This window comes from Variovorax sp. YR266 (assembly GCF_900107295.1).
Lineage (GTDB): Bacteria > Pseudomonadota > Gammaproteobacteria > Burkholderiales > Burkholderiaceae_C > Variovorax.
The window spans coordinates 1-25,979 of sequence record NZ_FNPM01000020.1 but is presented as its reverse complement, the minus strand read 5'-3'; the positions used below and the strand labels follow the sequence as shown (position 1 = coordinate 25,979).

General features: G+C 65.9%; 21 protein-coding genes. 12 read left to right on the top strand and 9 right to left on the bottom strand.

All coding sequences use genetic code 11. The features are described from left to right. Positions 1–7 precede the first annotated feature (7 nt). The gene (locus BLW48_RS32180) at positions 8–1,234 is read left to right on the top strand and encodes a M20 family metallopeptidase (protein ID WP_093058866.1); all 1,227 of its coding nucleotides are present in this window, start codon (positions 8–10) and stop codon (positions 1,232–1,234) included. A 12-nt stretch (positions 1,235–1,246) separates the two neighbouring features. Here the strand turns inward: BLW48_RS32180 and BLW48_RS32175 are convergent, their stop codons facing one another. Beyond that, the gene (locus BLW48_RS32175) at positions 1,247–3,277 is read right to left on the bottom strand and encodes a putative bifunctional diguanylate cyclase/phosphodiesterase (protein ID WP_093179688.1); all 2,031 of its coding nucleotides are present in this window, start codon (positions 3,275–3,277) and stop codon (positions 1,247–1,249) included. A 167-nt stretch (positions 3,278–3,444) separates the two neighbouring features. Here BLW48_RS32175 and BLW48_RS32170 point away from each other — a divergent pair, with 167 nt between their 5' ends. After that, positions 3,445–5,154: a CehA/McbA family metallohydrolase domain-containing protein gene (locus BLW48_RS32170; protein ID WP_093179687.1), complete on the top strand. Its 1,710-nt coding sequence runs from the start codon at positions 3,445–3,447 to the stop codon at positions 5,152–5,154. 28 nt (positions 5,155–5,182) lie between these two features. Here the strand turns inward: BLW48_RS32170 and BLW48_RS32165 are convergent, their stop codons facing one another. The 3 genes from BLW48_RS32165 to BLW48_RS32155 form a co-directional block, all read right to left on the bottom strand. Beyond that, positions 5,183–5,668: an SgcJ/EcaC family oxidoreductase gene (locus BLW48_RS32165; protein ID WP_093179685.1), complete on the bottom strand. Its 486-nt coding sequence runs from the start codon at positions 5,666–5,668 to the stop codon at positions 5,183–5,185. A gap of 175 nt (positions 5,669–5,843) precedes the next feature. Next, on the bottom strand, positions 5,844–6,530 hold the full coding sequence (locus BLW48_RS32160; RefSeq protein WP_093058870.1) for a response regulator transcription factor: 687 nt from the start codon (positions 6,528–6,530) through the stop codon (positions 5,844–5,846). Continuing rightward, positions 6,527–8,179 carry a sensor histidine kinase gene (locus BLW48_RS32155; RefSeq protein WP_093179734.1) on the bottom strand — a complete coding sequence of 551 codons (1,653 nt, stop codon included), beginning with the start codon at positions 8,177–8,179 and terminating at the stop codon, positions 6,527–6,529. Before BLW48_RS32155 ends, BLW48_RS32160 begins: the two co-directional genes overlap by 4 nt. 130 nt (positions 8,180–8,309) lie before the next feature. Here BLW48_RS32155 and BLW48_RS32150 point away from each other — a divergent pair, with 130 nt between their 5' ends. Next, the gene (locus BLW48_RS32150; RefSeq protein WP_093179684.1) at positions 8,310–9,209 is read left to right on the top strand and encodes a LysR family transcriptional regulator; all 900 of its coding nucleotides are present in this window, start codon (positions 8,310–8,312) and stop codon (positions 9,207–9,209) included. A gap of 24 nt (positions 9,210–9,233) precedes the next feature. Here BLW48_RS32150 and BLW48_RS32145 read toward each other — a convergent pair whose 3' ends face one another. From BLW48_RS32145 to BLW48_RS32135, 3 genes are all read right to left on the bottom strand, one after another. After that, positions 9,234–9,983, bottom strand: coding sequence for a TerC family protein (locus BLW48_RS32145; RefSeq protein WP_093081345.1), 750 nt, complete (start codon positions 9,981–9,983; stop codon positions 9,234–9,236). Between the two features lie 114 nt (positions 9,984–10,097). Beyond that, positions 10,098–10,484 (bottom strand): VOC family protein, encoded by a 387-nt coding sequence (locus tag BLW48_RS32140; RefSeq protein WP_371127416.1) that lies wholly within the window; start codon positions 10,482–10,484, stop codon positions 10,098–10,100. 221 nt (positions 10,485–10,705) lie between these two features. After that, complete coding sequence (locus tag BLW48_RS32135; RefSeq protein WP_143047847.1) at positions 10,706–12,118, bottom strand: Tle-like phospholipase domain-containing protein; 1,413 nt, start codon at positions 12,116–12,118, stop codon at positions 10,706–10,708. A gap of 198 nt (positions 12,119–12,316) precedes the next feature. Between BLW48_RS32135 and BLW48_RS32130 the strand changes: the two genes are divergently transcribed. The 5 genes from BLW48_RS32130 (at position 12,317) to BLW48_RS32110 (ending at position 18,929) form a co-directional block, all read left to right on the top strand. Continuing rightward, entirely contained in the window at positions 12,317–13,810 is a 1,494-nt protein-coding gene (locus BLW48_RS32130) for an NCS1 family nucleobase:cation symporter-1 (protein ID WP_093179680.1), read from the top strand. A 28-nt stretch (positions 13,811–13,838) separates the two neighbouring features. Next, positions 13,839–14,576: an aspartate/glutamate racemase family protein gene (locus BLW48_RS32125; protein ID WP_093179679.1), complete on the top strand. Its 738-nt coding sequence runs from the start codon at positions 13,839–13,841 to the stop codon at positions 14,574–14,576. Positions 14,577–14,590: 14 nt separating this feature from the next. Further along, positions 14,591–15,346, top strand: coding sequence for a GntR family transcriptional regulator (locus tag BLW48_RS32120; protein WP_093058878.1), 756 nt, complete (start codon positions 14,591–14,593; stop codon positions 15,344–15,346). 115 nt (positions 15,347–15,461) lie between these two features. Then, the gene (locus tag BLW48_RS32115) at positions 15,462–17,234 is read left to right on the top strand and encodes an EAL domain-containing protein (RefSeq protein ID WP_093179677.1); all 1,773 of its coding nucleotides are present in this window, start codon (positions 15,462–15,464) and stop codon (positions 17,232–17,234) included. Positions 17,235–17,438: 204 nt separating this feature from the next. Further along, positions 17,439–18,929 carry a nucleobase:cation symporter-2 family protein gene (locus BLW48_RS32110; RefSeq protein WP_093179676.1) on the top strand — a complete coding sequence of 497 codons (1,491 nt, stop codon included), beginning with the start codon at positions 17,439–17,441 and terminating at the stop codon, positions 18,927–18,929. A gap of 7 nt (positions 18,930–18,936) precedes the next feature. Here the strand turns inward: BLW48_RS32110 and BLW48_RS32105 are convergent, their stop codons facing one another. Both BLW48_RS32105 and BLW48_RS32100 read right to left on the bottom strand, forming a co-directional pair. Further along, a complete protein-coding gene (locus tag BLW48_RS32105) occupies positions 18,937–19,794 on the bottom strand; it encodes an aldo/keto reductase (RefSeq protein WP_093179674.1) in 858 nt (285 codons plus the stop codon). Between the two features lie 31 nt (positions 19,795–19,825). Further along, positions 19,826–21,253 (bottom strand): sensor histidine kinase, encoded by a 1,428-nt coding sequence (locus BLW48_RS32100; RefSeq protein WP_093179672.1) that lies wholly within the window; start codon positions 21,251–21,253, stop codon positions 19,826–19,828. A gap of 349 nt (positions 21,254–21,602) precedes the next feature. Here BLW48_RS32100 and BLW48_RS32095 point away from each other — a divergent pair, with 349 nt between their 5' ends. From BLW48_RS32095 to BLW48_RS32080, 4 genes are all read left to right on the top strand, one after another. After that, positions 21,603–22,685: a tartrate dehydrogenase gene (locus BLW48_RS32095; RefSeq protein ID WP_093179671.1), complete on the top strand. Its 1,083-nt coding sequence runs from the start codon at positions 21,603–21,605 to the stop codon at positions 22,683–22,685. A 306-nt stretch (positions 22,686–22,991) separates the two neighbouring features. Further along, positions 22,992–23,942 carry an ABC transporter permease gene (locus BLW48_RS32090; protein ID WP_093179669.1) on the top strand — a complete coding sequence of 317 codons (951 nt, stop codon included), beginning with the start codon at positions 22,992–22,994 and terminating at the stop codon, positions 23,940–23,942. Further along, entirely contained in the window at positions 23,939–24,820 is an 882-nt protein-coding gene (locus BLW48_RS32085) for an ABC transporter permease (protein ID WP_093058179.1), read from the top strand. The genes BLW48_RS32090 and BLW48_RS32085 overlap by 4 nt, the downstream gene beginning before the upstream one ends. Positions 24,821–24,825: 5 nt before the next feature. Continuing rightward, positions 24,826–25,821, top strand: a complete 996-nt coding sequence (locus BLW48_RS32080; protein WP_093179667.1) for an ABC transporter ATP-binding protein — start codon at positions 24,826–24,828, stop codon at positions 25,819–25,821. Positions 25,822–25,979 lie beyond the last annotated feature (158 nt).

Here is a 25,979-nt window from a genome sequence, read left to right as displayed (position 1 = left end):
AACAACCATGACCGACTACGCCAAGCTCGACGCCTGGATCGACGCCCACTTCGACGAGGAAGTGCAATTCCTGCAGCAACTCGTGCAGGTGCCCACAGACACGCCACCGGGCAACAACGCGCCGCACGCCGAGCGCACCGCCGAGCTGCTGAAAGACTTCGGCCTCGACGCCGAAAAGCACGCCGTGCCCGCGCAGGAAGTGAAGGACTACGGCCTCGAATCGATCACCAACCTGATCGTGCGCCGCAAGTACGGCAACGAAGGCCGCACCGTGGCGCTGAACGCCCACGGCGACGTGGTGCCCCCCGGCGAAGGCTGGACACACGACCCGTACGGCGGCGAGATCGCTGACGGCAGTCTCTACGGCCGTGCAGCAGCAGTCAGCAAGAGCGACTTCGCAAGCTTCACCTTCGCGCTGCGTGCGCTCGAAGCGGTGGCCAAGCCGACCAAGGGTAGCGTCGAGCTGCACTTCACCTACGACGAAGAATTCGGCGGCATCCTCGGCCCGGGCTGGCTGCTCGACAAGGGCCTGACCAAGCCCGACCTGATGATCGCGGCCGGCTTCAGCTACGAAGTGGTCACCGCGCACAACGGCTGCCTGCAGATGGAAGTGACGGTGCACGGCAAGATGGCCCACGCCGCCGTGCCGGCCACCGGCATCGACGCGCTGCAAGGCGCCGTGAAGATCCTCAACGCGCTGTATGCGCAGAACACGCTCTACCAGCAGGTCACGTCGAAGGTCGAGGGCATCACGCACCCGTACCTCAACGTCGGCCGTATCGAGGGCGGCACCAACACCAACGTGGTCCCCGGCAAGGTCGTGTTCAAGCTCGACCGCCGCATGATCCCCGAAGAGAACCCGGTCGAAGTCGAAGCCGCCATCCGCAAGGTGATTGCCGATGCCGCCGCCGAGAGCGCGGGCATCACGGTCGAGATCAAGCGCCTGCTGCTCGCCAATTCGATGAAGCCGCTGGCCGGCAACAAGCCGCTGGTCGATGCGATCCAGAAGCACGGCGGCGAACTGTTCGGCGAGCCCATCAAGGCCATGGGCACGCCGCTGTACACCGACGTGCGCCTGTACGTCGAAGCCGGCATTCCCGGCGTGATCTACGGCGCCGGCCCGCGCACGGTGCTCGAATCGCACGCCAAGCGCAGCGACGAGCGCGTGGTGCTCGAAGACCTGCGCCGCGCCACCAAGGTGATCGCGCGCACGCTCAGCGACCTGCTGGCCTGATCCTGATCCGGCTCAGATGACCTTGACGGCCGTGGGCAACGAGCGCGCCGCGGCCCACGCCATCACATCGGGCAGCGGCGCGGGCCGCGCCAGGTGATAGCCCTGCACCAGCCGACAACCTATCGCGTGCAGGGCATCGAGCTCGTCCTGCGTTTCCACGCCTTCGGCAACCACCTGGATGTTCAGCGAGCGGCCGAGCTGGACGATGGCGTCCACCAGCACCACGTTGCCCGGCGAGGACGACAGGTCGAGAATGAAACTGCGGTCGATCTTCACCTGCCGCACGTACTCGCTGCGCAGCGACGCCAGCGACGAATAACCCACGCCGAAGTCGTCGACCACGATTGCCACGCCCGCGGCCGACAGCGCGCTCAGCCGGCTGCGCGTGGCATGGGTGTCGAGCGCCACCTCTTCCGTGATCTCGATCTGCAGCCGGCGCGGTGCCACGCCGCGCGCCTTCAGCATGCCGAGCACGATGTCGTCGACCGCCAGCTGCGCCATCTCGCGCGGCGAGACATTGATGGCAACCGGCACGGCGGCCAGGCTGGAGCCTACGGCCTCCAGCTGGCGCATGCCCAGGCAGACCTCGTCGACCAGATGCCGCAGCAGCGGCTCGGCCACGCCGGTGCTCGCTGCCGCGTAGATCACCTCTTCAGGGGCAATGTGGCCATGGCGCGGATGGTTCCAGCGCATCAATGCCTCGAGGCTGTGAACTTCCCGGCCGTCGCTGTTCATGATCGGCTGGTACCACACGCCGATGTCGCGCGCCTCGATGGCATGGAGCAGGTCGCGCTCCACGTCCCGGCGCGTGGCAAGCCGCTGGTTGAGCGCCTTGTCGAAGACCTGGTAGCGGTTGCGCCCGGTGCGCTTGGCCTCGTAGACGGCCTCGTCGGCAAAGCTGATCATGTCGGCAATCTCGGCCTCGCCCGAGACTGAGATGCCGATGCTCACGCCCAGATGGCCGCCGTAGTGCGCAGTGGCGAATGAGATCGAACGGATCAGCGCCTGCGCAATCGCCGTGGGCGCCTGCCGCTCGTCCTGCAGGCTGTAGAGCACCGCGAACTCGTCGCCGCCCCAGCGGCCGAGCACGGCCTGCATGTCGGCGGTCTCCCGCTGCAGCCAGCGGGCCACGTCCTGCAGCACGCGGTCGCCGACCTTGTGGCCGAAGGCATCGTTCACCGCCTTGAAGCCGTCGAGGTCCAGCAGCAGCAGGCCGTGCTGGCGGCCACCAGGTGCGGCGATGTGCAGCGTCGCCGCCTCGGTGAAGCCTTCGCGGTTGAGCAGGCCTGTGAGCGAATCGTGCGAGGCCCGGAAGGCCAGCTGCTGCGTGGCGTCCAGCGACAGCGCGTGCACCAGCCGCAGTTGCGCGGCCATGGCGGTGGCTTCGTTGCGCAGGCGGCTTCCTTCGCGGAAGGTCCTGTCGCTGTGCAGCGCACCGCGCACCAGTGCCGCGAGGTACAGCAGCACCATCGCCGCCAGGCTCAGATTGTCGAAGCCGCCTGCATAGACAAGGCAACCGACCACCGACAGCAGCGCCGGCGTGATGAAGCTGATGGGCACGAGCGCATAGGCAATGCCATAGGTGACGGCCCCCGCGCAGATGCCGCACACCACCGTGAGATAGAACACCGCTTGCGGCGATGAGTAGCCGTCGCACAGAAACGGAATGAGGGCCCACACACAGCCCGACACCGCAGCCAGGACCGCAGCAATGCGCAAGTGCCATTCGACCGGACGACCATTTGGCGAGGTCAGGACATCACTGCCGGGCTCGGCACCGGGCGAAGGCGCGAACGGCCAGCGGCAGATGTAGCTGCGCATCCCGTTCACCATGAGCGACAGCAGCAGCCAGCTCATCCCTTCGAACGCGCGGCCGGCATTGAGGGCGACCAGCGCCGCGGTGAAGCTCAGCACCACGCTGATCGGAATGGCCGAGAGAACGCTGCGGCGCACCGTCACGAGCTGATCGGTGCGCACCATGCGCGACAGCACTTCATCGTCGATGGATGCGGTGGGCAGGGGGACGGGCGCGCTGGGGATCATGGAAGGGGCACAGTTTATAGAGGGCAAGCCCTCCGGCGGCCCGGTTGCTGGCGCGAAAACAACGAACTTTCGTTCTGCTTTCATCGAAGCGTCATCGCGCCATTCGAGACTCGGCGACTTCCTTCGACACGCGCACTTCAGGTGCGCGTCATTTTTTTCAGACCGCCATGTTCATTCTTCCGACCGCCCTCTCGACGCCCCTCCCGTTCCGCCGCACGCTGTTCTCCACCCTCGCCATCGGCACGCTCATGCTGGCCGGCTGCGGCGGCGGAGACTCCAGCGGCCCGGCCTTCTTCCCCGTGGCGCCCAGCACCCCGGCGGCCGTCGCGCCCGCTCCCGCTCCCGCTCCCGCAGCCGATCCAGGCCCGTCGGTGCCGCCAGGCCGCTGGACCGTGGGCGACCTCCACATCCACACGATCCAGTCGGACGACACGCAGCAGATTTCCACGCTCGACCAGGTGCTGGCCAAGGCCTTCGACCAGTTCGGGCTCGACTGGGCGGCGCTGTCCGACCACCTGCGCCTGTCCTCCTACGACAACAACGGCACCAAGCTGCCGGCGCAGATTCCGTTCTCGGAAGGCATGGCCAAGTACCAGGTGCCGCGCATCAAGGCGCTGCAGGCCGGCGGCAAATATGCCGACAAGACGATCTTCGCGTCCTTCGAATGGGACATGCCCTCGCACGACCACGGCAACGTCGGCATCCTGACCGACAACCCAATGTCGGATGCCGCGCTCAAGGCCGCGAGCCAGTTCGAATACCTCTTCACCAACCGGGCCGCCGCACTCTTCCCGGCCGGCGACGTCACCGCCTGGGGCCCGAAGGCCGGCGTCAACTACGACACGCACGCCGAGACGCTCGCCGCTATCGCCTGGCTCAAGAAGAACTACCCCGACACCAGCTACCTGCAGATCAACCATCCTTCGCGCAACCCCGGCAAGTACACGATCGCCCAGCTGCGCGAGATGAACGACCTCGCGCCGAACATCGTGTTCTCGCTCGAAGGCATGGTCGGCAACCAGATGGAGCCCGACCGCGGCGGCTACAACAGCGCCTACATTCCGGCCAACCTGCCCTCGCGCACCTACGGCGGCGTCGACTACCTCGTCGCCAAGCTCGGCGGCACCTGGGACGCGCTGCTGTCCGAAGGCCGCCACATCTGGAACGTGGCCGACTCCGACTACCACTTCACCACCTCGCAAGGCCAGTACAGCAGCGGCTACGCGCCGGGCGAATACGCCAGGAACCACCTGTGGGGCGACGTCAAGGATCCGAAGTCGCTGCTCTCGGCCCTGCGCTCAGGCAAGCTCTTCGCTGTGAACGGCGGCCTGATCGACGCGCTCGACTTCAAGGTGCAAAGCGCCAAAGGTGCTGGTGAGATGGGTTCGGACGTGACGGCCAAGGCCGGTGAAGACCTGAAGATCACCATCCGCTTCAAGAGCCCCGAGCGCAACAACTTCGAATACCAGCTCGGCAGCGGCAACTTCGCCAACGTGAAGCCGGTGGTCGACCACATCGACCTGATCGGCGGCGACGTGACCGGGCCCGAGCTGGCGGGCACGCCGGGCTATGCGCGCGACACCAACCCGTCGACGCGCGTGCTCAAGCGCTTCACCCGCAACGACTGGAAGCTCGATGCCGACGGCTACTTCTCGGTGAGCTACACGGTGAAGGCCGGCAACAACCAGTACTTCCGCCTGCGAGGCACCAACCTGGGCACCGACGTGCCCAACGAAACCGCCGCCGGTGAGCCGCTGCCCGATGCGCAGACCACCGGCACCGACAACGTGGCGCGCTTCAATGCGATCAACGTGCGCAACTACAGCGACCTGTGGTTCTACTCGAACCCGGTGTTCGTGAAGGTCGCGGCGCTGTAGCGAGCGAGCCGGAGCCCGCCCGCATCGATCAGTTCTTCGCGGCGCGCGCCTCCGGCATCGCCGACGAGTGGTGATGCGCGATCAGCCACTGCCCGTTCACCCATTCGTAGACATAGGTGTAGCGGGCATGCACCGTGCCGCCATCCTTGAAGCGGAAGGTGTAGGTGCCGACGTCCTGCGCCACGTTGCAGCCGATCTTGACGATGCGCTTGTCGATCGTGCCTTGCGGCTCGCTCTTGAGGAACTTGACGAAGTAGTCGCGGATCTCCGCCGGGTTGGTGCGCGGCTGGTTCGACACGGTCGCCAGCAGCACGCCGTCGGGTGCGTAGTTGGCGACCACCTTGTCGGGGTCCAGCGTGCGCAGCGAGTTGTTCCAGCGGTCGAACAGCGCGCCGATCTGCGCTTCATTGGTCGGCGCGCAGGCAACGGCGCCCGCACCCTGGGCCAGCGCACCGGTGGCGAGAGTGAGAGAAAGAACGCCGAGGGCGGCACTGGTGACGAGACTTTTCTTCACGGAGATTCCTTGTTGTGAAAGTGTTGAAGCACCGGTGTCTGCCGGCGCTGCACCGCATTCGCGAGGCAGGAATCAAGTCTCTGGCGCAGAGATGAACACGACCCGTGGCGGGCCATGAACGCGGGTTGAAGCGCAGATGAACAACGGATGAACGCGCGCCCGGGCGTCCAGTTGTTCAGGCCTCCTGCGCGTCGAGCCGGTAGCCGAAGCCGCGCACGGTCTTGAGCAGCGCGAGCGGGTGGCCCTCGTCGATCTTGGCCCTGAGGCGGCGCACGTAGACGTCGACCACGTTGGTCAGCGGGTCCTCGTTGGTGCCCCAAACGTTCGAGAGGATGCGCTCGCGGCTGTAGACGCGGCCGGGCGCGCTCATCAGCAGCTCCAGGAAGGCCAGCTCCTTCGCCGTCAGCGCAATCGGCTGTCCGGCCCGCGTGACCTGCATGCGTTCGCGGTCCAGCACGAGGTCGGCCACCTGCAGGCTGCTCGCTTTCACGCGCTGTTCGCGTCCGCGCCGCAGCAGCGCCTCGATGCGCGCGAGCAGCTCCTCGAAGGCGAAGGGCTTGGTCAGATAGTCGTCCGCGCCCAGCCGCAGGCCGTTGACCTTGTCCTCCAGCGAGCTCATGGCCGTGAGCATCAGCACCGGCACATGATGGCCTTCGGCGCGCATCGTCTGGCAGAGCTCCAGGCCGCTGATGCCGGGCAGCATCAGGTCGAGGATGAGCAGCGCCGGCTCTCCGCCGCGCGCCAATGCCAGGCCCTCGGTGCCAGTGCGCGCCAGCTGCACGCCATAACCTTCGGCGCGCAGGCCGCGCTGCAGAAAGTCGGCCACGCGCGGATCGTCTTCGACCACGAGGATGTTGTTCATGCGGCCTCCGGCGTTGTGGGGCTGGCTGCGCCATCAAAGCGCGGCAGCCGGATGCGAACCGTCGTGCCCACGAACGGTTCGCTGTCTATGTCGATGCGGCCTTCGTGCGCGACAACGATGGCCTGCGCAATCGACAGGCCGATGCCGGTGCCGTCGACCCGATGAGCCCGCGCGCGCTGGCCGCGCGTGAAGCGCTGGAACACCGTGGGCAGCTCGTCGGCATCGATGCCGATGCCCTTGTCGCGCACTGCGATCTCCGCGCATCCGTCGACTTCACGCCAGCCGATGCGGACCTCGCCGCCCGAGCGCGAATAGCGCACCGCGTTGTCGAGCACGATCACCAAGGCCTGGCGCAGCCGGTCGGCATCGGCATGCACGTAGAGCAGCCCTGGCTGTGCGTCGTGCGAGGCATCGAGGCGAACCCCAACGCCGTGCAGCGCACCCAGCGCCTCGGCCTGCTCGGCGGCATCGCCGACCAGCAGGCCGAGGTCCACCTGGTCCTGCCGCATGACGAGCTGATCGGCCTCGGCGCGCGCGATCAGCATCAGGTCGTCGATCACCCGCGCGAGCTGCTCCACGCCGCCGACGATGCGCGACAGCGTTTCCTTGTATTCGGCCAGTGGCTTGTCGGTGCCGCGCAGCGCAATCTCGGCCTCGCCGCGGATGGCGGTGGCCGGCGTGCGCAGCTCGTGGCTCAGGTCGGCAAACAACTGGCGGCGGCGCTGGTCGATGTTCTGCAGCGTGACGTGCGCGGTCTGCAACTCGGCCGTGCGCGCATCCACTGCTTCTTCGAGCTTGTGCCGCGCAGCTTCGGCATCGCTTCGGCGCTGCTGCAGTTCGGCGGCCATGGCGTTGAAGTTCTCGGCCACCTGGCCGAATTCGTCACCCGAGCCGACTGCCATGCGATGGTCCATCTGGCCCGCCTGCAAGGCCTGCGTGCCGGTCAGCAGGCTGGCGATGGGTGCCTGCAGCCGCCGGTTCAGGCGAATGGCGAGCAGCACCGCCGCTGCCAGGGTCAACACAGCGAGGCCGATGGCCTGCAGGCGCAGCACCTCGATGGCGTGCTCGGTGGCCAGGCGCGCGGCCGGCACCGCCTGCTTCTGGCGCTCGATTGCGCCGTTGACGAGTTCGCGCAGGTCGCGCCCGCGCGTCACGTCGAACACCTGGTTGATCTGCTGCCACACCGATGAAAACTCCGCTCCCGGCTGCAGTGGCGTGAGCTGCAGCAGGCGATCCTGGACCGCGGCGATGTTGGCATCGAGCAGGTCGATGCTGGCCGCCAGCTGGGTCACCGCTTCGGGCACCTGTGTGCCCCGCGCCGAGGTCACGGTGGTCCACCAGGCCAGGTCGCGCTGTGTCAGGTCCCGCAGGCTGGCTGCGCTGGAGCGCATGCCGGCCAGCCAGCGGTCGCGCGACTCGATGGGTGCGTCGCCATTCATCAGCCGCTGCGAGGCCCAGACTCGCAGCCGCTGCTTGTTGGCGGACAGCTCCAGCAGGTCGGACTGGATGTCGCTTGCCAGCCGGCTGTGCTGCGCATAGAAGGTGACGCGCTCGGAGCCCAGGTAGATGAAGGCTGCCTGCACGCAGACCAGCGCAACGAGCGCTGCAAAGGCCAGCGAGAGCCGCGAGCGGAATTTGATGGAAGGCATCGATCGGTGCGAGGCGGATACCTGCTTGGAAGGGTGCGAAGAATAGCCCATGCCCGTTGGACGGCCAGACTTCCATCACTTCTGTTGAAGCTCGATTGACCCGAGCATCGATGTTTGCGATGCTCCAGGCGTGATCAACGAACTCAAGACCTTCATTGCGGTGTGCAAGCTCGGCACCTTCGCGGCAGCCGGCGACCGCATCGGCCTCACGCAATCGGCAGTGAGCAGCCAGATGAAACGGCTCGAAGAGGCCCTGGGCTTCGAGCTCTTCGACCGGACGGGCCGATCGGCCACCTTGAACGTCGCGGGGCAGACGACCTTGCCGCGGGCGGAAGAAATCTGCGCCCTGTTCGCCAAGCTCGGCGAACTTCCTCACGACGATGCCACCCGGGGGCTCCTTCGCATCGGCTCGATTGCCTCGGCGCAGCCTACGCTGCTCGCGCGTGCGCTCGAGCAGCTGCGCAAATCATTCCCCCTTGTGCGCGTCCATGTGTCGCCCGGCGTCTCGATGCGCCTGATGGACGACCTGGACGCCGGCAAGATCGATGCGGCCGTGATCATCCGCCCGCCCTTCGGAATGCCTCCCGACCTGACGTGGCAGGCGTTGGTGCAGGAGCCCTTTGTGCTGGTCGTGCCCAAGGCCTTGCCTGCAACCAAGAACTGGCGGGCGCTGATCCAGGAACAGCCGTTCCTTCGCTACGACAGGGCTTCGTTCGGAGGGCGGATGGTCGAGGCGTTTCTTCGCCGGGAAGGCCTTGCGGTCAACGACGCCATCGAGATCGACGAGATCCCCGGGTTGATTCATCTGGCCTCCAGGGGCCTGGGCGTGGCGCTTGTGCCGCTGGTCGAGGCGCATCTTCCGATGCCTGCGGGGGTGCGCATCGTCCCGCTGGGCGAGTTCACTTTCCATCGCGAGATCGGGCTGCTTCATCGCAAGCCCCGGGCCAGTCCGCCCGTGGTGGCGCACTTCGCCCAATGCCTGCGCGATGCGGTCGACGCGACGGCACCGACTCGCCGACGTTCGGCGTAGTGCCGACTTGACCGGCTCAGCCCCTCAATCGCCCGGTATGTGGGGTGGATTCAGCACCACGGGCTTCGCCGACTTCTTGCGCATGCGGATGTTGAGCATTTCCACGCTCAGTGAGAAAGCCATTGCGAAGTACACATACCCCTTGGGCACGTGATGCTCGAAGCCTTCGGCAACCAGCACGACACCCACTACCACCAGGAAGGACAGCGCCAGCATCTTGATGGTGGGATGGTTGGAGACGAAGCGGCCGATCGGCCCGGCGAACAGCATCATGAGCAGCACCGAGGCGATCACCGCTGCGATCATGACGCGCACGTCGTCCACCATGCCGACCGCGGTGATGATCGAATCGAGCGAGAACACCAGGTCGATGAGCATGATCTGCAGGATCACCGAGGCGAAGGTCGCCTTGGCCGTGCTCTGCTTGTGCTCATGTTCGCCTTCCAGCGACTGGTGAACCTCGCTCGTGCTCTTCCAGATCAGGAACAGCCCGCCCAGGATCAGGATCAGGTCGCGGCCCGAGATCTCCTGGCCGAACACCACGAAGAGCGGCTTCACCAGCCCGACGATCCATGCCAGCACCAGCAGCAGGCCGATGCGCATGAACATGGCCATGAAAAGGCCGATGCGCCGTGCGAATTCGCGCTGGGCCAGCGGCAGCTTGTCGACCAGGATCGAGATGAAGATGATGTTGTCGATCCCGAGCACCAGCTCAAGCGCGGTCAGGGTGGCGAAGGCGATCCAGACCTGGGGATCGGAGAGAAGTTGGAGCATGGGCGCGACTCTGTTGCGTCAACGCGCGGTCGGCGACCGCGGCGGGCGAGCGCATCTTAAAGGCGCGCACGCACATGGCGCCAGCGCCCCCGCGACCCATGGGCCATTGCCCGTTCAGCGGGCGAAAAGCGAGCTCAGGTCCGCGAACGACTTCATCTCGATGGCGTTCCCGGAAGGGTCCAGGAAGAACATCGTCGCCTGCTCGCCGGGCTCGCCCTTGAACCGGATATAGGGCTCGATGACGAACTTGGTCTGGCGGGCGATGAGCTTGTCGGCCATGGCCTGCCATTGGTCCATGGGAACGATCGCGCCGAAGTGACGCACCGGCACGTCGTGACCGTCGACCGAACTGCTCTGGTGGTGGCCGCATTCGTCTGGTGCCAGGTGCGCCACGATCTGATGGCCGTAGAAATCGAAGTCGACCCATTCGGGCGCGCTGCGGCCTTCGGGGCATCCCAGCAGGTCGCCGTAGAACGCGCGTGCCTCGGCGATGTCGCGCACCGGAAACGCGAGATGAAAGGGGATGCGGGTGGTTGTGTTGCTCATGGTTCTTGCCATCGAAAGTGGGGGATGGACGGGACTCTAAGCAGCGCGTCTCACAACTGAAAGCGATATATTTTTTCTCTGAGCCACACGGATTTCGATCAGTCAATGAGATCGAGAGCGACAGAAACGGCCGGCTCCCCCGATGCAATCCGCGCGACCGTCGGGATGTGAAAACCTCATGGCGACGGGCTGAGCGAGGGCGCCTGGTCCGACCTGCAGTTTGTCGGCCAACCTGCGCCGGTCCAGTTCACCGTGCAATTCGCGCCACGGTCAACCACCTGGCATAGGCCTTCTGTCCTTTCGGCGCCCGTTACCGAATAGGCTCCATCTCGCTCGCTGATAACCGCTTCAGCCTGCTCCTTCGTGAAGCCAAATGCACCGGGAGCTCCATTCGCGACGCGAGCCGTCAAGTTGCACGCGAGCAAAGTAATGGAGTGCAGGGCCACGCCAGCGCTCAGACGCCCCGACACCTTGGAGATTTTCAGCACGTCGCGGCTCGAAGGGAAATCCAGCGCCACGTCGGTGCGGCCTGTACGGCGCACTGTCGAGTTCGCCGCGTTGGAGAACACCCGGATGAACCCCAGAGCCTCATCGTCCTGCATGACCCTGATGATCGGGGGATCCTTTCTCGGCATCACGACTTCTCCCGGGTTTTCGCTCTGCTGCTTGCGCAACCACGTCCAGCCGCTCACCGGCGACGTGTTGAAGGCGTAGGCGATCTTCACGTCCTCACTCATGTATGCGGCCAGTTGCGCCATGCTGCCCCCCAAGGAATGCCCGGCTGTGTAGATCTCGACATTCGGGGCGTCTTTCTTCAATTTTCTGACGATCTCTTTCAATCCGATCCGGACCTGCACGAACTGCTGTGGTTCGAGATTCAGCGCCATCGCCAGATTCGCTTCCCAATCGGGCAACAACTGGCCGCTGTAGTTCTCCGTACCGCGAAAGACAATGAACGCTTGTGTGATCGGCCCGTCGGGCAGGCGATAAACGAAGGTCTCGTAGTACAGGCCTCCCACGGCTTTGCAGCCGACCCCCGAGTGCTCCCATGACTCCCATTTGCCGGCACCGGCGGACGGGACCCTCTTCAGCCGCTCCAGCGGATGCAGATCCGGCCTGTACGCGCAGTCGCCCCGGCTTGCCTCAGGCGCATACCGTCGGTAGACCACTTTGCTCAGCACTGCAGGCCACGCCATCTGGCCGAGCACTTCGGCCGCGGAGGTTGCCTGGGCCACTTCCTGGGGCGTCCACGGCTTGCGTATTGCAACGGCGGACGGCGAACTGCCTATCGTCGGTTTCTGAATCCTATCGACCCTCGCTCCCTCGAGCGAGCGGCTGGCAGCGGAGATCACCGCGCTGTAGCAGTCGGACGCGTCGGTATCCCGGTAGCGATGGTCCAGAACGTGCCGCTTTTCCGGTGAGGAGCCATTGCGGCACTCTTCCACCTCACGCCTCATCTCCTCGGCCATCTCGGCGCGGTACAGCTTCGCCTCGCGGTTGACGGAATAGAGACCACAGCCTCCCAACGCGGCACAGCAAAGCAGCACCGCCATGCACCGGGCGGCACGCCCCCAGTTTTCTCTTTGCATCTCCACCTCCAAATGTTTGCCGCAGCATAGCGGCGCGCTACGCACGCCACGGGGTTCACCCCGCAACGTCGGCAGCGCATCAGGGAATCTACGGATATATGATTCCCCGAATGGTCTTGATTGAGTGCATTTTTTGTATACAAATAACGCATCCGAAAAGCAAGCACTCAATCCACCCCACTCGCACGAGGAAAGACCATGAGCACAGTCGTCAGCCAGGCCCCCGCGGGGGCAAGCGAAGCAGGCATTGCGCCGCACGCGGAATCGAACGCCCTCATCAAGCCCGGCTACCACCCGCGCCTGACCAACGAAGACCTCGCTCCGCTGAAGAAGCAGACCTGGGGCCAATACAACATCTTTGCCTTCTGGATGTCCGACGTGCACAGCGTGGGCGGCTACATCACGGCCGGCAGCCTGTTCGCGCTGGGCCTGTCGAGCTGGCAGGTGCTGGTGTCGCTGCTGGTGGGCATCGTGATCGTGCAGTTCTTCTGCAACCTGGTAGCCAAGCCCAGCCAGGTGACGGGCGTGCCCTACCCCGTGGTGTGCCGCGCGCCCTTCGGCGTGCTGGGCGCGAACATTCCGGCCATCATCCGCGGGTTGATCGCGGTGGCCTGGTACGGCGTGCAGACGTATCTCGCGTCGGCGGCGTTCATGGTGCTGGCGCTGCACATGGCCCCGGGCCTCGCGCCGTATGCCGATGTCGCGCAGTACGGCTTCGTCGGCCTCTCGGCGCTTGGCTGGGTCGCGTTCATGGTCATGTGGGTGCTGCAGGCCTTCGTGTTCTGGCGCGGCATGGACGCCATCCGCAAGTTCATCGACTGGGCCGGCCCGGCGGTGTACGTGGTGATGGCCGTGCTCTGCGGCTGGCTGGTGTGGAAGGCCGGCTGGAGCAACATCGACCTGAACCTGGGCGGCATCAAGTTCCAGGGCTGGGACGCGCTGCCCGTGATGCTCTCGGCCATTGCGCTGGTGGTGAGCTACTTCAGCGGCCCGATGCTCAACTTCGGCGATTTCTCGCGCTACGGCAAGAGCTTCGATGCGGTGAAGAAGGGCAACTTCTGGGGCCTGCCGGTGAACTTCGTGTTCTTCTCGCTGCTGACCGTCATCACCACCGCCGCCACGCTGCCCGTGTTTGGTGAACTCATCACCGATCCGGTGCACACCGTGGGCAAGATCGACAGCACCACCGCCGTGGTGCTGGGCGCTCTGACCTTCATGATCGCCACCATCGGCATCAACATCGTGGCCAACTTCGTCTCGCCGGCCTTCGACTTCTCGAACGTGGCGCCGCAGCACATCAGCTGGCGCACGGGCGGCATGATCGCCGCGGTGGGCTCGGTGTTTCTCACGCCGTGGAACCTCTACAACAGCCCCGAGGTCATTCACTACACGCTCGACGTGCTGGGTTCGTTCATCGGCCCGCTGTTCGGCATCCTGATTGCCGACTACTACATCGTGCGCAAGCAGCGCATCGACGTGGACGCGCTCTACACCATGAGCCCCAAGGGCGAATACTGGTACAGCGGCGGCTACAACCCGAAGGCGATCCAGGCGCTGGTGCCGTCGGCCCTCGTACCGATCCTGTGCGTGATGGTGCCTGCGCTGCGCGGTGGCGCCAACTATGCTTGGTTCATCGGCATGGGCCTGGGCTTCGTCCTCTATGCCCTGCTGAACCGCAACAGCAAGACTTGAACTGAAAGAGAAAGAAAGGGACCGCGCCGTGCGCATCAAGATCATCAATCCCAACACCACCTGGAGCATGACCGAGAAGATCGGTGCCTGCGCCCGCGCAGTGGCGCATGCCGGCACCGAGATCGTGGCCGTGAGCCCGGCCATGGGGCCGGTCTCCATCGAAAGCCACTACGACGAAGCGCTGGCCGTGCCGGGCTTGCTGCAGGAGATCGCTTCGGGCGAGCGCGACGGGATCGACGGCTACGTGATCGCCTGCTTCGGCGACCCGGGCCTGAAGGCCGCGCGCGAGCTGGCACGCGGCCCGGTGGTGGGCATCGCCGAGGCCGCCATGCACCTGGCCAGCATGATCGGCAGCCGCTTCAGCGTGGTGACCACCCTGGGCCGCACCATGGGCCAGGCCTGGCACCTGGCCGAGATTTACGGCATGGAGCGCTTCTGCGCCAACGTGCGCGCCTGCGAGCTGCCCGTGCTCGAACTGGAAGAGCCGGGCTCGGGTGCGCGGGAACGCATCGTCGACGAATGCCGGCGCGCGCTCGAAGAAGACGGCTCCGACTGCATCGTGCTCGGCTGTGCCGGCATGACCGACCTGTGCGCGCACATCGAGCAGGTGCTCGGCGTGCCCGTGATCGATGGCGTGGCCGCGGGCACCAAGCTGATCGAATCGCTCGTTGCCCTGAAGCTGCGCACCAGCAAGCACGGAGAGCTGGCAAAGCCCCTGCCCAAGCCCATCATTGGTGCACTCGAGGGCTTCACTCTCCCGCGCTAGGCCACAATCCGCGCATGCCCCGCGCCAGTTCCAAACCCTCCGCTTCCCCTGCCACCGCCGTTCCGGACGAGAACGGCGTGGCTGCAGCCGACAAGAACAGCTCCATCGAAAGCATCGCCAACGACATCGCCACCGCGATCGTCGAGAAGCGCCTGCCGCCCGGCACTTGGCTGCGCGAAGAAGCGCTGGGCCGGGTGTATTCGGTAAGCCGCACCAAGGTGCGCGCCGCGCTGCTGATGCTGTCGAAGGACAAGCTCATCGAGATGATTCCCGACAAGGGCGCCTTCGTCTGCCAGCCCTCGGTGGAAGAGGCCCGCGAGGTGTTCGCGGTGCGCCGCATCCTCGAAAGCGAAGTGGTGCGCCTGTTCATCGCCGCCGCGCGGCCGCGCGACTACCAGGTGCTGGAGCAGCACATCAAGTTCGAGCGCACCGCACTGCGCCAGACCACTACCACGGGCACTGTGCGCGAGAAGCTGCTGGGCGACTTCCACGTGGCGCTGGCCGAGGCCACCGGCAACCGCACGCTGGCCGAGCTGGTGCGTGAACTGGTCGCGCGCAGCTCGCTGATTGCGATGCTCTACCACTCGTCGAACGACCCCCATTGCTCGTCGGACGAGCACGCCGATTTCCTGCGCCTGTGCCGCAAGGGCGACGTGGAGGCAGCCGTGACGAGCATGATCGACCACCTGGAGCGCATCGAGTCCAGCCTCGAACTCGGCACCGAAAAGCCCGACCGCCAGCTCGACCTGGTCAAGGCGCTGCTCGCCTGACCCCACACGGCCGGCAGGGCCGGTGCGGCTGTCACACAACTGCGTCATGCTGTAGCCCGAATGGCTTACGCGTTTTTCCCGTGCGCAAGCGCCGCCGACGAACAACTTCCACAGCATGCCCCGGCAAACCCGGCCCAACGCCACCCCTGCCTCGCCTCCTGCGATCTCGCCCTTCTTCCAGCCCATCGTGGATCTGCGCAAGGGCACGGTCTTCGGCCATGAAGCCCTCATTCGCGGACCGACCGGCACCCCGCTCCACAGCCCGCAGGCGCTGCTTGCACTTGCCACGGCCGAGTCGCGGCTGACCGAGTTCGAGCTGCTGTGCGTGGAAGTCATCCTCGCCCAGTGGGGCCGCCTGCCCGATGCGGGCCGGCTGTTCGTGAACATGAGCGCCGACGCGCTGGTCGCGGCCATGGGCGGCGCGGGCACGGCGTGCTGGCTCGAACGCATGCTCGCGCACCACAACGTCAGCGCCCGCGACGTGACCGTGGAGCTCACCGAGCAGCGGGCCACCGGCAGCCCTGAGGCGCTTGGGCGTGCGGTCGAGACGCTGCATGCGCTGGGCGCACGTGTTGCGCTCGACGACTTCGGCGAAGGCCATTCCAACCTGCGGCGCTGGAAAGACCTGCAGCCAGACTTCGTGAAGATCGACAAGCTGCTCACCCAGGGCATCGCCAACAGCCCGCAGAGCGTGGCGCTGGTGCGCGCCATCGTCGGCTTCGGCAACGCGCTGGGCACCGAGCTCATTGCCGAGGGCGTGGAAGACGCGAAAGACCTGCACGTGCTGCGCGACCTCGGCATTGCCCACGGCCAGGGCTACCTGTTCGGCCGGCCGGCGCCGGCGCTGCAGCCGGCGCTGCCCGAGCCCATGGCGGCCACCATCCGCGACACCCGCATCGCCGTGATGCCGCACGCGTCGCAACCGTCGCAGCCCAACGTGCTGCGCAGCCTGTCGGTCATCCAGGCGCCCGCGCTCAGCCCGCAGACGCCGATCGATGAGGTCTCCGCAATCTTCCAGAAGCACCCCGAGCTGCATGCGCTCGCCGTGGTCGACAAGGGCACCCCTGTCTCGCTGATCAACCGGCAGTCGTTCATGAACGACTACGCGCGGATGTACTTCCGCGAGGTCCATGGCCGCCGCCCCTGCCTAGCCTACGGCAGCAGCACCCCGCGCATCGTGGAGCGCGAGGAGAACGTCGAGAGCCTCCTCGGCATCCTGATGTCTGAAGACCAGCGCTACCTGAGCGAAGGTTTCATCGTCACGGAGAAGAAGCGCTACGTTGGCCTGGGCACGGGCGACCAGCTCGTGCGCGCCGTGACCGAGGCGCGCATCGAGGCCGCGCGGCACGCCAATCCGCTGACCTCGTTGCCGGGCAACATCCCCATCAACATCCACATCGCGCGCCTGCTCGACAGCGGCGCCGACTTTGCTGCCTGCTATGCCGACCTGAACAACTTCAAGGTGTTCAACGACCACTACGGCTACTGGCGCGGCGACGAAATGATTTTGCTGCTCGCGCGACTGGCGACGCAGCATGCAGACGCCCATCGCGACTTCGTCGGTCACATCGGCGGCGACGATTTTCTGGTGCTGTTCCAGAGCCCTGACTGGCACCGGCGCTGCACCGCGCTGATCGACGACTTCAACCGGCAGGCGCCCGGCCTCTACGACGAAGCGGAAAGACAGTCCGGTGGCATCGACGGCGAGGACCGGCATGGCGTGGTCCGGTTCACGCCCTTCTCCACGCTGTCCATCGGCGCGGTGCGCATTCCGCCGGGAATGTTCAGCCATGCCGAGGATGTGGCGAGCGAAGCGGCCATTGCGAAGCACGATGCCAAGCAGGCGGCCTCGGGCCTCACTGTGCGCGAGGCCCGGCCGCGCGCATAGCGCAGGGATTTTTATGCGTCGATGGTCCCGGCGGCCAGCGACAGTCTTGCGGCCTTGACCGTTCGGCGAGGCCCCTGCGCGGATGCGGGTTTTCCAGAGTCTGGATTGTTGCATAAGTTGTATACAGTTTGGCGTACACAACGGGGTGTGCGCATGCCAAGCCGTGTCGCCCACCTTCCTTCTCGCCGCAGCAGGAGCCCAACGATGACGGCCGACAGTTCTCTCTCAACAGTCCATCCCGTGGACCAGCGCCTGCCTTCGGGCAAGCTCGCGGCCCTCGGCCTGCAGCACGTGCTGGTGATGTATGCGGGCGCCGTCGCGGTGCCGCTGATCGTCGGACGCGCGCTCAAGCTCACGCCCGACGAGGTCGCGCTGCTGATCTCGGCCGACCTCTTCTGCTGCGGCATCGCCACGCTGATCCAGGCGCTGGGCGCCACGCAGTTCTTCGGCATCAAGCTGCCGGTGATGATGGGCGTGACTTTCGCGTCGGTCGCGCCGATGGTCGCCATCGCCAATGCCAACCCCGGCCAGAACGGCGCGCAGCTGCTGTTCGGCGCCATCATCGGCGCGGGTGTGGTGTCGATACTGATCGCGCCGCTGGTGAGCCGAATGCTGCGCTTCTTTCCGCCAGTGGTCACCGGCACCATCATCGCGGTCATCGGCATCAGCCTGATGCGCGTAGGCATCAACTGGATCTTCGGCAACCCCGTGGGCCCGACGGCGCCCGCGCTGGTCGACCCGGTCTATGCGAAGTGGCTGGCCGAGGTGACTTCGCCCGGCAGCTCCATTCCCGCCGTGCCCAAGGGCTTCGCGATCATGCCCACGGTGCCCAACCCCAAGTACGCAGACCTTTCGGGCTTCGGCGTGGCCGCGCTGGTGCTGGTGTCGATCCTGCTGATCGTGAAGTACGCCAAGGGCTTCATCGCCAACATCTCGGTGCTGCTCGGCATCGTGATCGGCGCCGTGGTGGCCTCGATCACCGGGCTCATGACTTACGAGAAAGTGGGCAAGGCCGCGTGGGTCGACATCGTGCTGCCCTTTCACTTCGGCATGCCGCAGTTCGACCCGATCCTGATCTTGACGATGACCCTCATCATGATCGTGGTGATGATCGAATCGACCGGCATGTTCCTCGCGCTCGGTGAAATGACCGACCGCAAGATCAGCCAGAAGGACCTGGCCCGCGGCCTGCGCACCGACGGCCTGGGCACGCTGATCGGCGGCATCTTCAACACCTTTCCGTACACCAGCTTCTCGCAGAACGTGGGCCTCGTGGCCGTCACCGGCATCAAGAGCCGCTATGTGTGCGTGGCCGGCGGCGCGATCCTGATCGTGCTGGGCCTGCTGCCGAAGATGGCCGCGCTGGTCGAGTCGCTGCCCACGGTGGTGCTCGGCGGTGCGGGCCTCGTGATGTTCGGCATGGTGGCGGCCACCGGCATTCGCATTTTGTCGGGCGTGGACTTCAAGACCAACCGCCACAACGCGATGATCGTCGCGGTGTCGATCGGCATCGGCATGATTCCGCTGATCGCGCCCAACTTCAAGCAGTGGATGCCGCATGCCATTCACTCGCTGATCGAGTCGGGCATCTTGCTGGCGTCGATTGCGGCTGTGCTGCTGAACCTGTTCCTCAATGGTGCAAAGCACGACGAGCAGGCCGTGATTGCTGCGGCCAAGCAGGCCGAAGCCCACTGAGCCTTTGCTAGATCATCGCCAGCGGCCCCTTGCGCCGCGGCGGTGGGTGCAGCTGGTCGAGTTCCTCGAGAGTTGCCGCATCGAGCTTCAACTCCGCTGCCGCCAGGTTCTCCTTCAGGTGCGCGCTGCGCACCGCCTTCGGAATCGCCGCCACGCCGGGCCGCGCGATCACCGCAGCCAGCGCCAGTTGCGCGGCCGTCACGCCGAGCCGCTCGGCCAATTCGCCCAGCCCGTCGTCTTCGGCCAGCGCGCCCTGGTCGATCGGGCTGTAGGCCATCAGCGGCATGCCATGTTCGCGCAGCCAGGGCAGCAGGCTGAACTCCGGGCCGCGCTCGCCGAGCGACAAGTAAACCTGATTGGCCGCGCACTCCGGGCCATCGCCCACGGCCTGCGCCAGCTCTTCCATATCGTCGGTGTCGAAGTTGCTCACGCCCCAGTGGGCTATGCGCCCGTCTGCCACCAGCGAATGCATTGCCGCGACCGTCTCGCTCAGCGGATGGCTGCCGCGCCAGTGCAGCAGGTAGAGATCGATGGCGTCGAGCCCCAGCCGCTTCAGGCTGCGCTCGCAGGCATCGCGCGTGCCGCGCCTGCTGGCGTTGTGCGGGTAGACCTTGCTAACGACGAAGAGCTCTTCACGCCGCACGTCGCCCGCACGCAAGGCCTCGCCGATGGCCTGGCCCAGGACGGTTTCGGCACCGCCTTCGCCGTACATCTCGGCGGTGTCGATGAGGCGGTAGCCGAGCGCGATGGCCTCGCGCACCGCCTTCACTTCAGCCGCGCGATGCCCCGCGTTTTCGCCCATGCGCCAGGTGCCGAGACCGAGGACCGGCATCTCGCCGCCGGTGGGGAGTTGGAGTGTTCGCATCGGGCCATGGTACGGGGGACGCAAGGCCCTGTCAGCCCGTCGACAACGGAAGCCACACGGTCGCGAGCAGGCCGCTCCCGTCTTCACCGGCTGCCAGTTCGATCCGGCCGCCATGCTTGTTCAGCACCGAACGAACGATCGCCAACCCCAGTCCGCTGCCCGACTGCGTCTGGTCCGGGTTGCGAAAGAAGCGGTCGAACACGCGCTCGCGCAGCTCCGGCGGAATGCCCGGCCCCTGGTCCGTCACGCGCAGCACGGCCTTCGACGATTCCGGTTCGCACGCAACGCGCACGGTGACAGTGCCGCCATCCGGGCTGTACTTGATGGCGTTCTCGATGAGATTGCTCACCATCGAGATCAGGCTCTCGCGTTCGCCGAACACCAGCACCGCGCCTTCGGACACGAAGTCCAGCCCGATGCCGCGCACGCGTGCAAGGTCCTCCACAAACGGGATGCGTTCCTGCACCAGCGCATCGAACGCGAGCCGCATGGGCACCGCGTCCTGCGGCATCTCGTCGCTGCGCATCAACTGCTGCAGCTGGCCCACCAGCCGCGCGGCGCGGTCGTTGCTGCGCAGCAGGTTGATCATGAGTTCGCGCTGGCCCGCGTCGGCGGTCTGTTCCTTCAGCGCTTCGACATTCACGCGCATCGCATCGAGCGGCGTGCGCAGTTCATTCGCTGCATCGGCGATCAGCACGCGCTCGCGCGAGGCCCGGTCGCGCACGCTGCGCAGCAGGCCGTTGATGCTGCGCACCAGCGGCTGCAGCTCCTTGTGCCGCGGTTCGAAGCTCAGCGGCGTCAGGTCGGCCGGGCCACGCTCGGCAGTCTCTTGCGTTACCTGCCGCCAGGGCCGCAGCGCGAACAGCACCGACAGCCACGCCGGAAAGACGAGAAACGGCAGGCTGATGGCCAGCGGCAGCAGGTAGTAGCTGCGGTGGTCGACGGTGAAGCTGAAACGCAGGACTTTCGGCTCGGCCAGCAGCACGCGGGTGTCGAGCGATGGCGAAGTCATCATGCGCGCGCGCCACACGCGCTCGCCGACGCGCACGCTCTCCACCCGACCCGGCACTGCCGTGTGCATGACCGGCGCGGCAGCTGTGGAGTTGAAGATGAGCCGCCCCCGCTGCCACACCTGCATGACGGGCGCCTTGTCCGTCTCCGAACTGAAGTCACCCGAGGTTTCGAGCAGCGCCATGTCGAAGGCCTTCAGGGCCTCCTGCTGACGGGCGGGGTCGGCCGCGAGGTTCTGCGCAATCGTGATGACGCTATCGAAGATCTTGTCGTAGCGCACCAGATCCGTCACGCGGTTGGAGTCGTACAGGAACAGCGCCAGGATGGCGCCCCACAGCAGCACGACCACTGCGATCTGCGCCAGCAGCAGGCGCCGCAGCAGCGAGGGCTGCAACCACCGTTTCCAGCGCCGGGCAAGCGCCGTCATGGCGACAGGCAAAAGATTCATGGTCCTCCAGGCGGCGGTCTCTGCGGAGCGCATCGCAAGCGCGTGGAGTATCCGGCACGCCCGCGCCGAGGGCTTCAGAAAACCTTCATGAACCGGTTGTCGGAGCCGGCAAGCGGTCGGTCGCGGATGCTTGTCGCCTTCTAATTTTCTGAAGTCAAAGTCAATTTAATGACAAGAAATTCTCGGAATCCCCTGCGAAGGCATTCCGCTTTGCCTTCTGATTTTGTCAATGCCATTTGAGTGCCAACCCCCTCTTCAGGCCCGGTTCTCGCTTCTAGAATTTTTTGGCAAGCCCCGCGTCACGAGCGCTGGTGCACCGAACGAAACGAACTTGGAACAGGTTGAGTCAATGCAGAAAAAGCACAGGATTGCCGTCATTCCCGGAGACGGCATCGGCGTCGAGGTCATGCCCGAAGGGTTGCGCGTACTCGATGCGGTCGGTCGCCGCTTCGGCATCGATTTCTCGTACGACCACTTCGACTGGGGCTCCGACCACTATGTGCGCACCGGCCTGATGATGCCGGCCGACTGGGCCGACAAGATCCAGGGCCACGACGCGATCTATTTCGGTGCGGTGGGTGCGCCCGACAAGGTGCCCGATCACATCGCCGTGTGGGGCCTGCTCATCAAGATCCGCCGTGACTTTGACCAGTACGTCAACCTGCGCCCTGTGCGCCTGATGCCCGGCGTGCCTGGCCCGCTGGCGCACCGCAAGCCCGGTGACATCGACTTTCTGGTGGTGCGCGAGAACACCGAGGGCGAGTACACCTCGGTGGGTGGGCGCCTGTTCGAAGGCACGCCGCGCGAGATGGCAATCCAGGAGGCCGTGTTCACCCGCACCGGCGTGGACCGCATCATCGACTACGCGTTCCAGCTCGCCAATCGCCGCAAGCGCAAGAACCTGGTGGCCGCCACCAAATCGAACGGCATCTCGATCACCATGCCCTATTGGGACGAGCGCCTGGCCGAGATCGCCACGCGCTACCCCGACGTGGCGACGAGCAAGTACCACATCGACATCCTGTGCGCGCATTTCGTGCAGCACCCCGACTGGTTCGACGTGGTGGTGGCTTCCAACCTGTTCGGAGACATCCTCTCCGACCTGGGCCCGGCCTGCACCGGCACCATCGGCATCGCGCCCTCGGCCAACCTGAACCCCGAGCGCAAATTCCCGTCGCTGTTCGAACCGGTGCACGGCTCGGCGCCCGACATCGCGGGCAAGGGCATCGCCAATCCGATCGGCCAGATCTGGTCGGCCGCGCTGATGCTCGACCATCTGGGCAACAACGACCCCGTGTACGCAGAGGCTTCGGCTGCGGTGATCTCGGCCATCGAGACTGTGCTGAGCGAAGGTCCGCGTACTCGCGACATGGGTGGTACTGCAAACACCGTTGATGTGGGCCGTGCGATTGCGAGCTGTATCTCGGCATGAAATCTTGCTCTTGTTCAGGGCGCGATCACGCCGACGGGGTACCTTGCTCCGCGAATGTCCCCCGGCCTTCGGCCTCCTCCTTTATTTCGCTGCGCAAGGCACCCCATCGACGTGATCGTTCAGCGCAGCGCTTAAACCTCCGGCACAACGGCAGCGCTCATGTGCGAATGGCACCGGGTGCTCCCCGCAGCGAAATAAAGGAGGAGCCGAAGGCGGGGGACATTCGCGGAGGGGAGCACCCGGTGCCATTCGCACTCGCCCTGAACAAGAACACCCAACGACACAACGCAGAGCGGAGTCACTGAAATGGGCCTGTTCCTGCTGAAACGCACACTGACGCTCATCGGCACCCTGGTGGGCGCATCCATCATCGTGTTCCTGGTGCTGGAGATTCTTCCGGGCAATGCAGCGCAGATGCTGATGGGACCGGATGCCTCTCCTGAAGCCGTCGCAGCGCTGGCAACCAAGCTGGGCCTCGACTTGCCCGCATGGACACGCTACTGGCACTGGATCGGCGGCCTGCTCACCGGCAACCTCGGCGACAGCTACGCCTACAGCTCGCCGGTGCTCGACCTGATCCTGGAGCGCCTCGCGCTCACCGTGCCGCTCGCCATGCTGGCGATGGCCCTCACCGTCGTGATTGCGCTGCTCGTCGGCGTTACGGCCGCTGCGCGCCACAACAAGCTCGGCGACGTCGGCCTGATGGGCATGGCCCAGGTCGGCATCGCGATCCCGAATTTCTGGTTCGCCATCCTGCTGATCCTCGTGTTCTCGGTGCAGCTGCAGTGGTTCTCCGCTGGCGGCTTCGAGGGATGGGGCGAAGGCATCTTCTCGGGCATCAAGTCGCTGCTGCTGCCGGCACTGTCTCTTGCCGTCGTTCAAGCCGCGATCCTCGCGCGCATCACGCGCTCGGCCGTGCTCGAAGTGATGCGCGAAGACTTCGTGCGCACCGCCCGAGCCAAGGGTGTCTCGCAGCGCGCGGTGCTGTGGACCCACGTGCTGCGCAACGCCATGATCCCCGTCATCACCGTGATGGGCATGCAGTTCTCCGAGCTGCTGGCCGGCACCATCGTGGTGGAGAACGTGTTCTACCTGCCGGGCCTGGGCCGCCTGATCTTCCAGGCCATCAGCAACCGCGACCTGATCGTGGTGCGCAACTGCGTGATGCTGCTCGCGGCCATGGTGGTCATCGTGAATTTCGTGGTCGACGTGCTGTATGCCGTGATCGACCCGCGCATCAAGGCCAGCGACATATGAGCACCCTTGCTATTCCAAGTCCAGGCGCTGCTGCGCTCAAGGTCCCCGGCTTCTGGCAGCGCGCACTGAAGCACCGAAGCTTCGTCATCGGCGGCGTGCTTGCCGCCCTGCTGCTCCTGGCCGCCCTCGTGTCCTTCGTGTGGACGCCTTGGTCGCCCTATGCGATGGACATGCCGAACAAGATGCAGGCCCCTTCGGCCTCGCACTGGCTCGGCACCGATGCGTTCGGCCGCGACGTGGCTTCGTTGCTGCTGGTCGGTGCGCGCGCGTCCATCCTCGTCGGCGTGATCGCAGTCGGTATCGGCCTGGTGGTCGGCACCGCCTTGGGCCTGCTCGCGGCTGCAAAACGCGGCTGGGTCGAAGAAGCGGTGATGCGGCTGTCGGACTTCACGCTGGCCTTCCCTGCGATCCTGTCGGCCATCATGATGACCGCCGTGTTCGGCGCGGGCATCGTGAATGCCATCGTGGCCATCGGCATCTACAACATTCCGACCTTCGCGCGCATCACGCGCGCTTCTGCCAACGCGATCTGGTCGCGCGAGTACGTCGCCGCCGCACGCGCCTGCGGCAAGGGCCCGTTCGCAATCACGATGCAGCACGTGCTGCCCAACATCTCGGCCGTGCTGATCGTGCAGATCACGATCCGCTTCGCCATCGCCATCCTGGCCGAAGCCGCCCTCTCCTACCTCGGCCTGGGCACGCAACCGCCGCAACCCTCGTGGGGTCGCATGCTCAGCGAGGCGCAGACCCTCATGTTCCAGCAGCCGCTGCTGGCCGTCTTCCCCGGCATGGCGATCGCCCTCGCAGTGCTCGGGCTGAACCTCCTTGGCGACGGGCTGCGCGACCTGCTCGACCCCCGCCTCGCCAGAGCCCGGTAAGCGCCATGCCCCTCCTCGAAGTCAACAACCTCCAGATTGGCCTGCAGACCCAGCGCGGTCCGGCGCAGGCCGTGCGCGGCATTTCGTTCTCGCTGGAGCGCGGCGAAACGCTGGGCATCGTCGGCGAATCGGGCTGCGGCAAGTCGATCACCGTGATGTCGCTCATGGGCCTGCTGCCGTCCAGCGCCAAGGTCGCGGGCAGCATCAAGCTCGACGGGCAGGAGCTCGTCGGCCTGCCCGAAAAGCAGATGTGCCAGATCCGCGGCAACCGCATCGGCATGATCTTCCAGGAACCGATGACGGCGCTGAATCCGGTGCACACCATCGCGCGCCAGGTCGGCGAGCCGCTGCAACTGCATCGCGGGCTGACGAAGGCGCAGGCGCGCAAGGAAGCACTGAGCCTGCTCGACCGCGTGGGCATTCCCGATGCGGCCTCGCGCCTTGATGCCTATCCGCACCAGTTCTCCGGCGGGCAGCGTCAGCGCATCGGCATCGCCATGGCGCTCGCCTGCGGGCCCGACCTGCTGATTGCCGATGAGCCCACCACGGCGCTCGACGTGACCATCCAGAAACAGGTGCTCGACCTGATCCAGGGCCTGGTCAAGGAAATGGGCATGGCGCTGATCCTGATCTCGCACGACCTCGGCGTGATCGCCAACAGCGTGCAGCGCATGCTCGTGATGTACGGCGGCAGCGCAGTGGAGAGCGGCCCGACCGACACGGTCTTTGCCGGCCGTGCACATCCCTACACGCGCGGCTTGTTCGCTGCGCGGCCCGCCATCGGCGCAGTGCGCGCCGGCCGCTTGCCGACCATTCGCGGCAGCGTACCCGAGCTGGTCGACATGCCCCGGGGCTGCGCCTTTGCCGGCCGCTGCGCCCACACCATCGACCTGTGCCAGAGCACGCGCCCCCAAGCCACGATGCTGCCGAACGACCACACGGTGCGCTGCCTGCGGCTGGGCGAAATCGCCGCGTTGAATGCCAAGGCGGCCACCGCATGAGCAAGCCCACCACCGCCGGCCAGCCCCTGCTGGCCGTGAACAACCTCTACCGCCATTACGCGCTGCCGCGCGAAAAGCTCTTCGGCCCGCCGCCCACCGTCAAGGCGCTCAACGGCGTGAGCTTCGAGGTGCAGGCCGGCAAGAGCGTGGGCATCGTC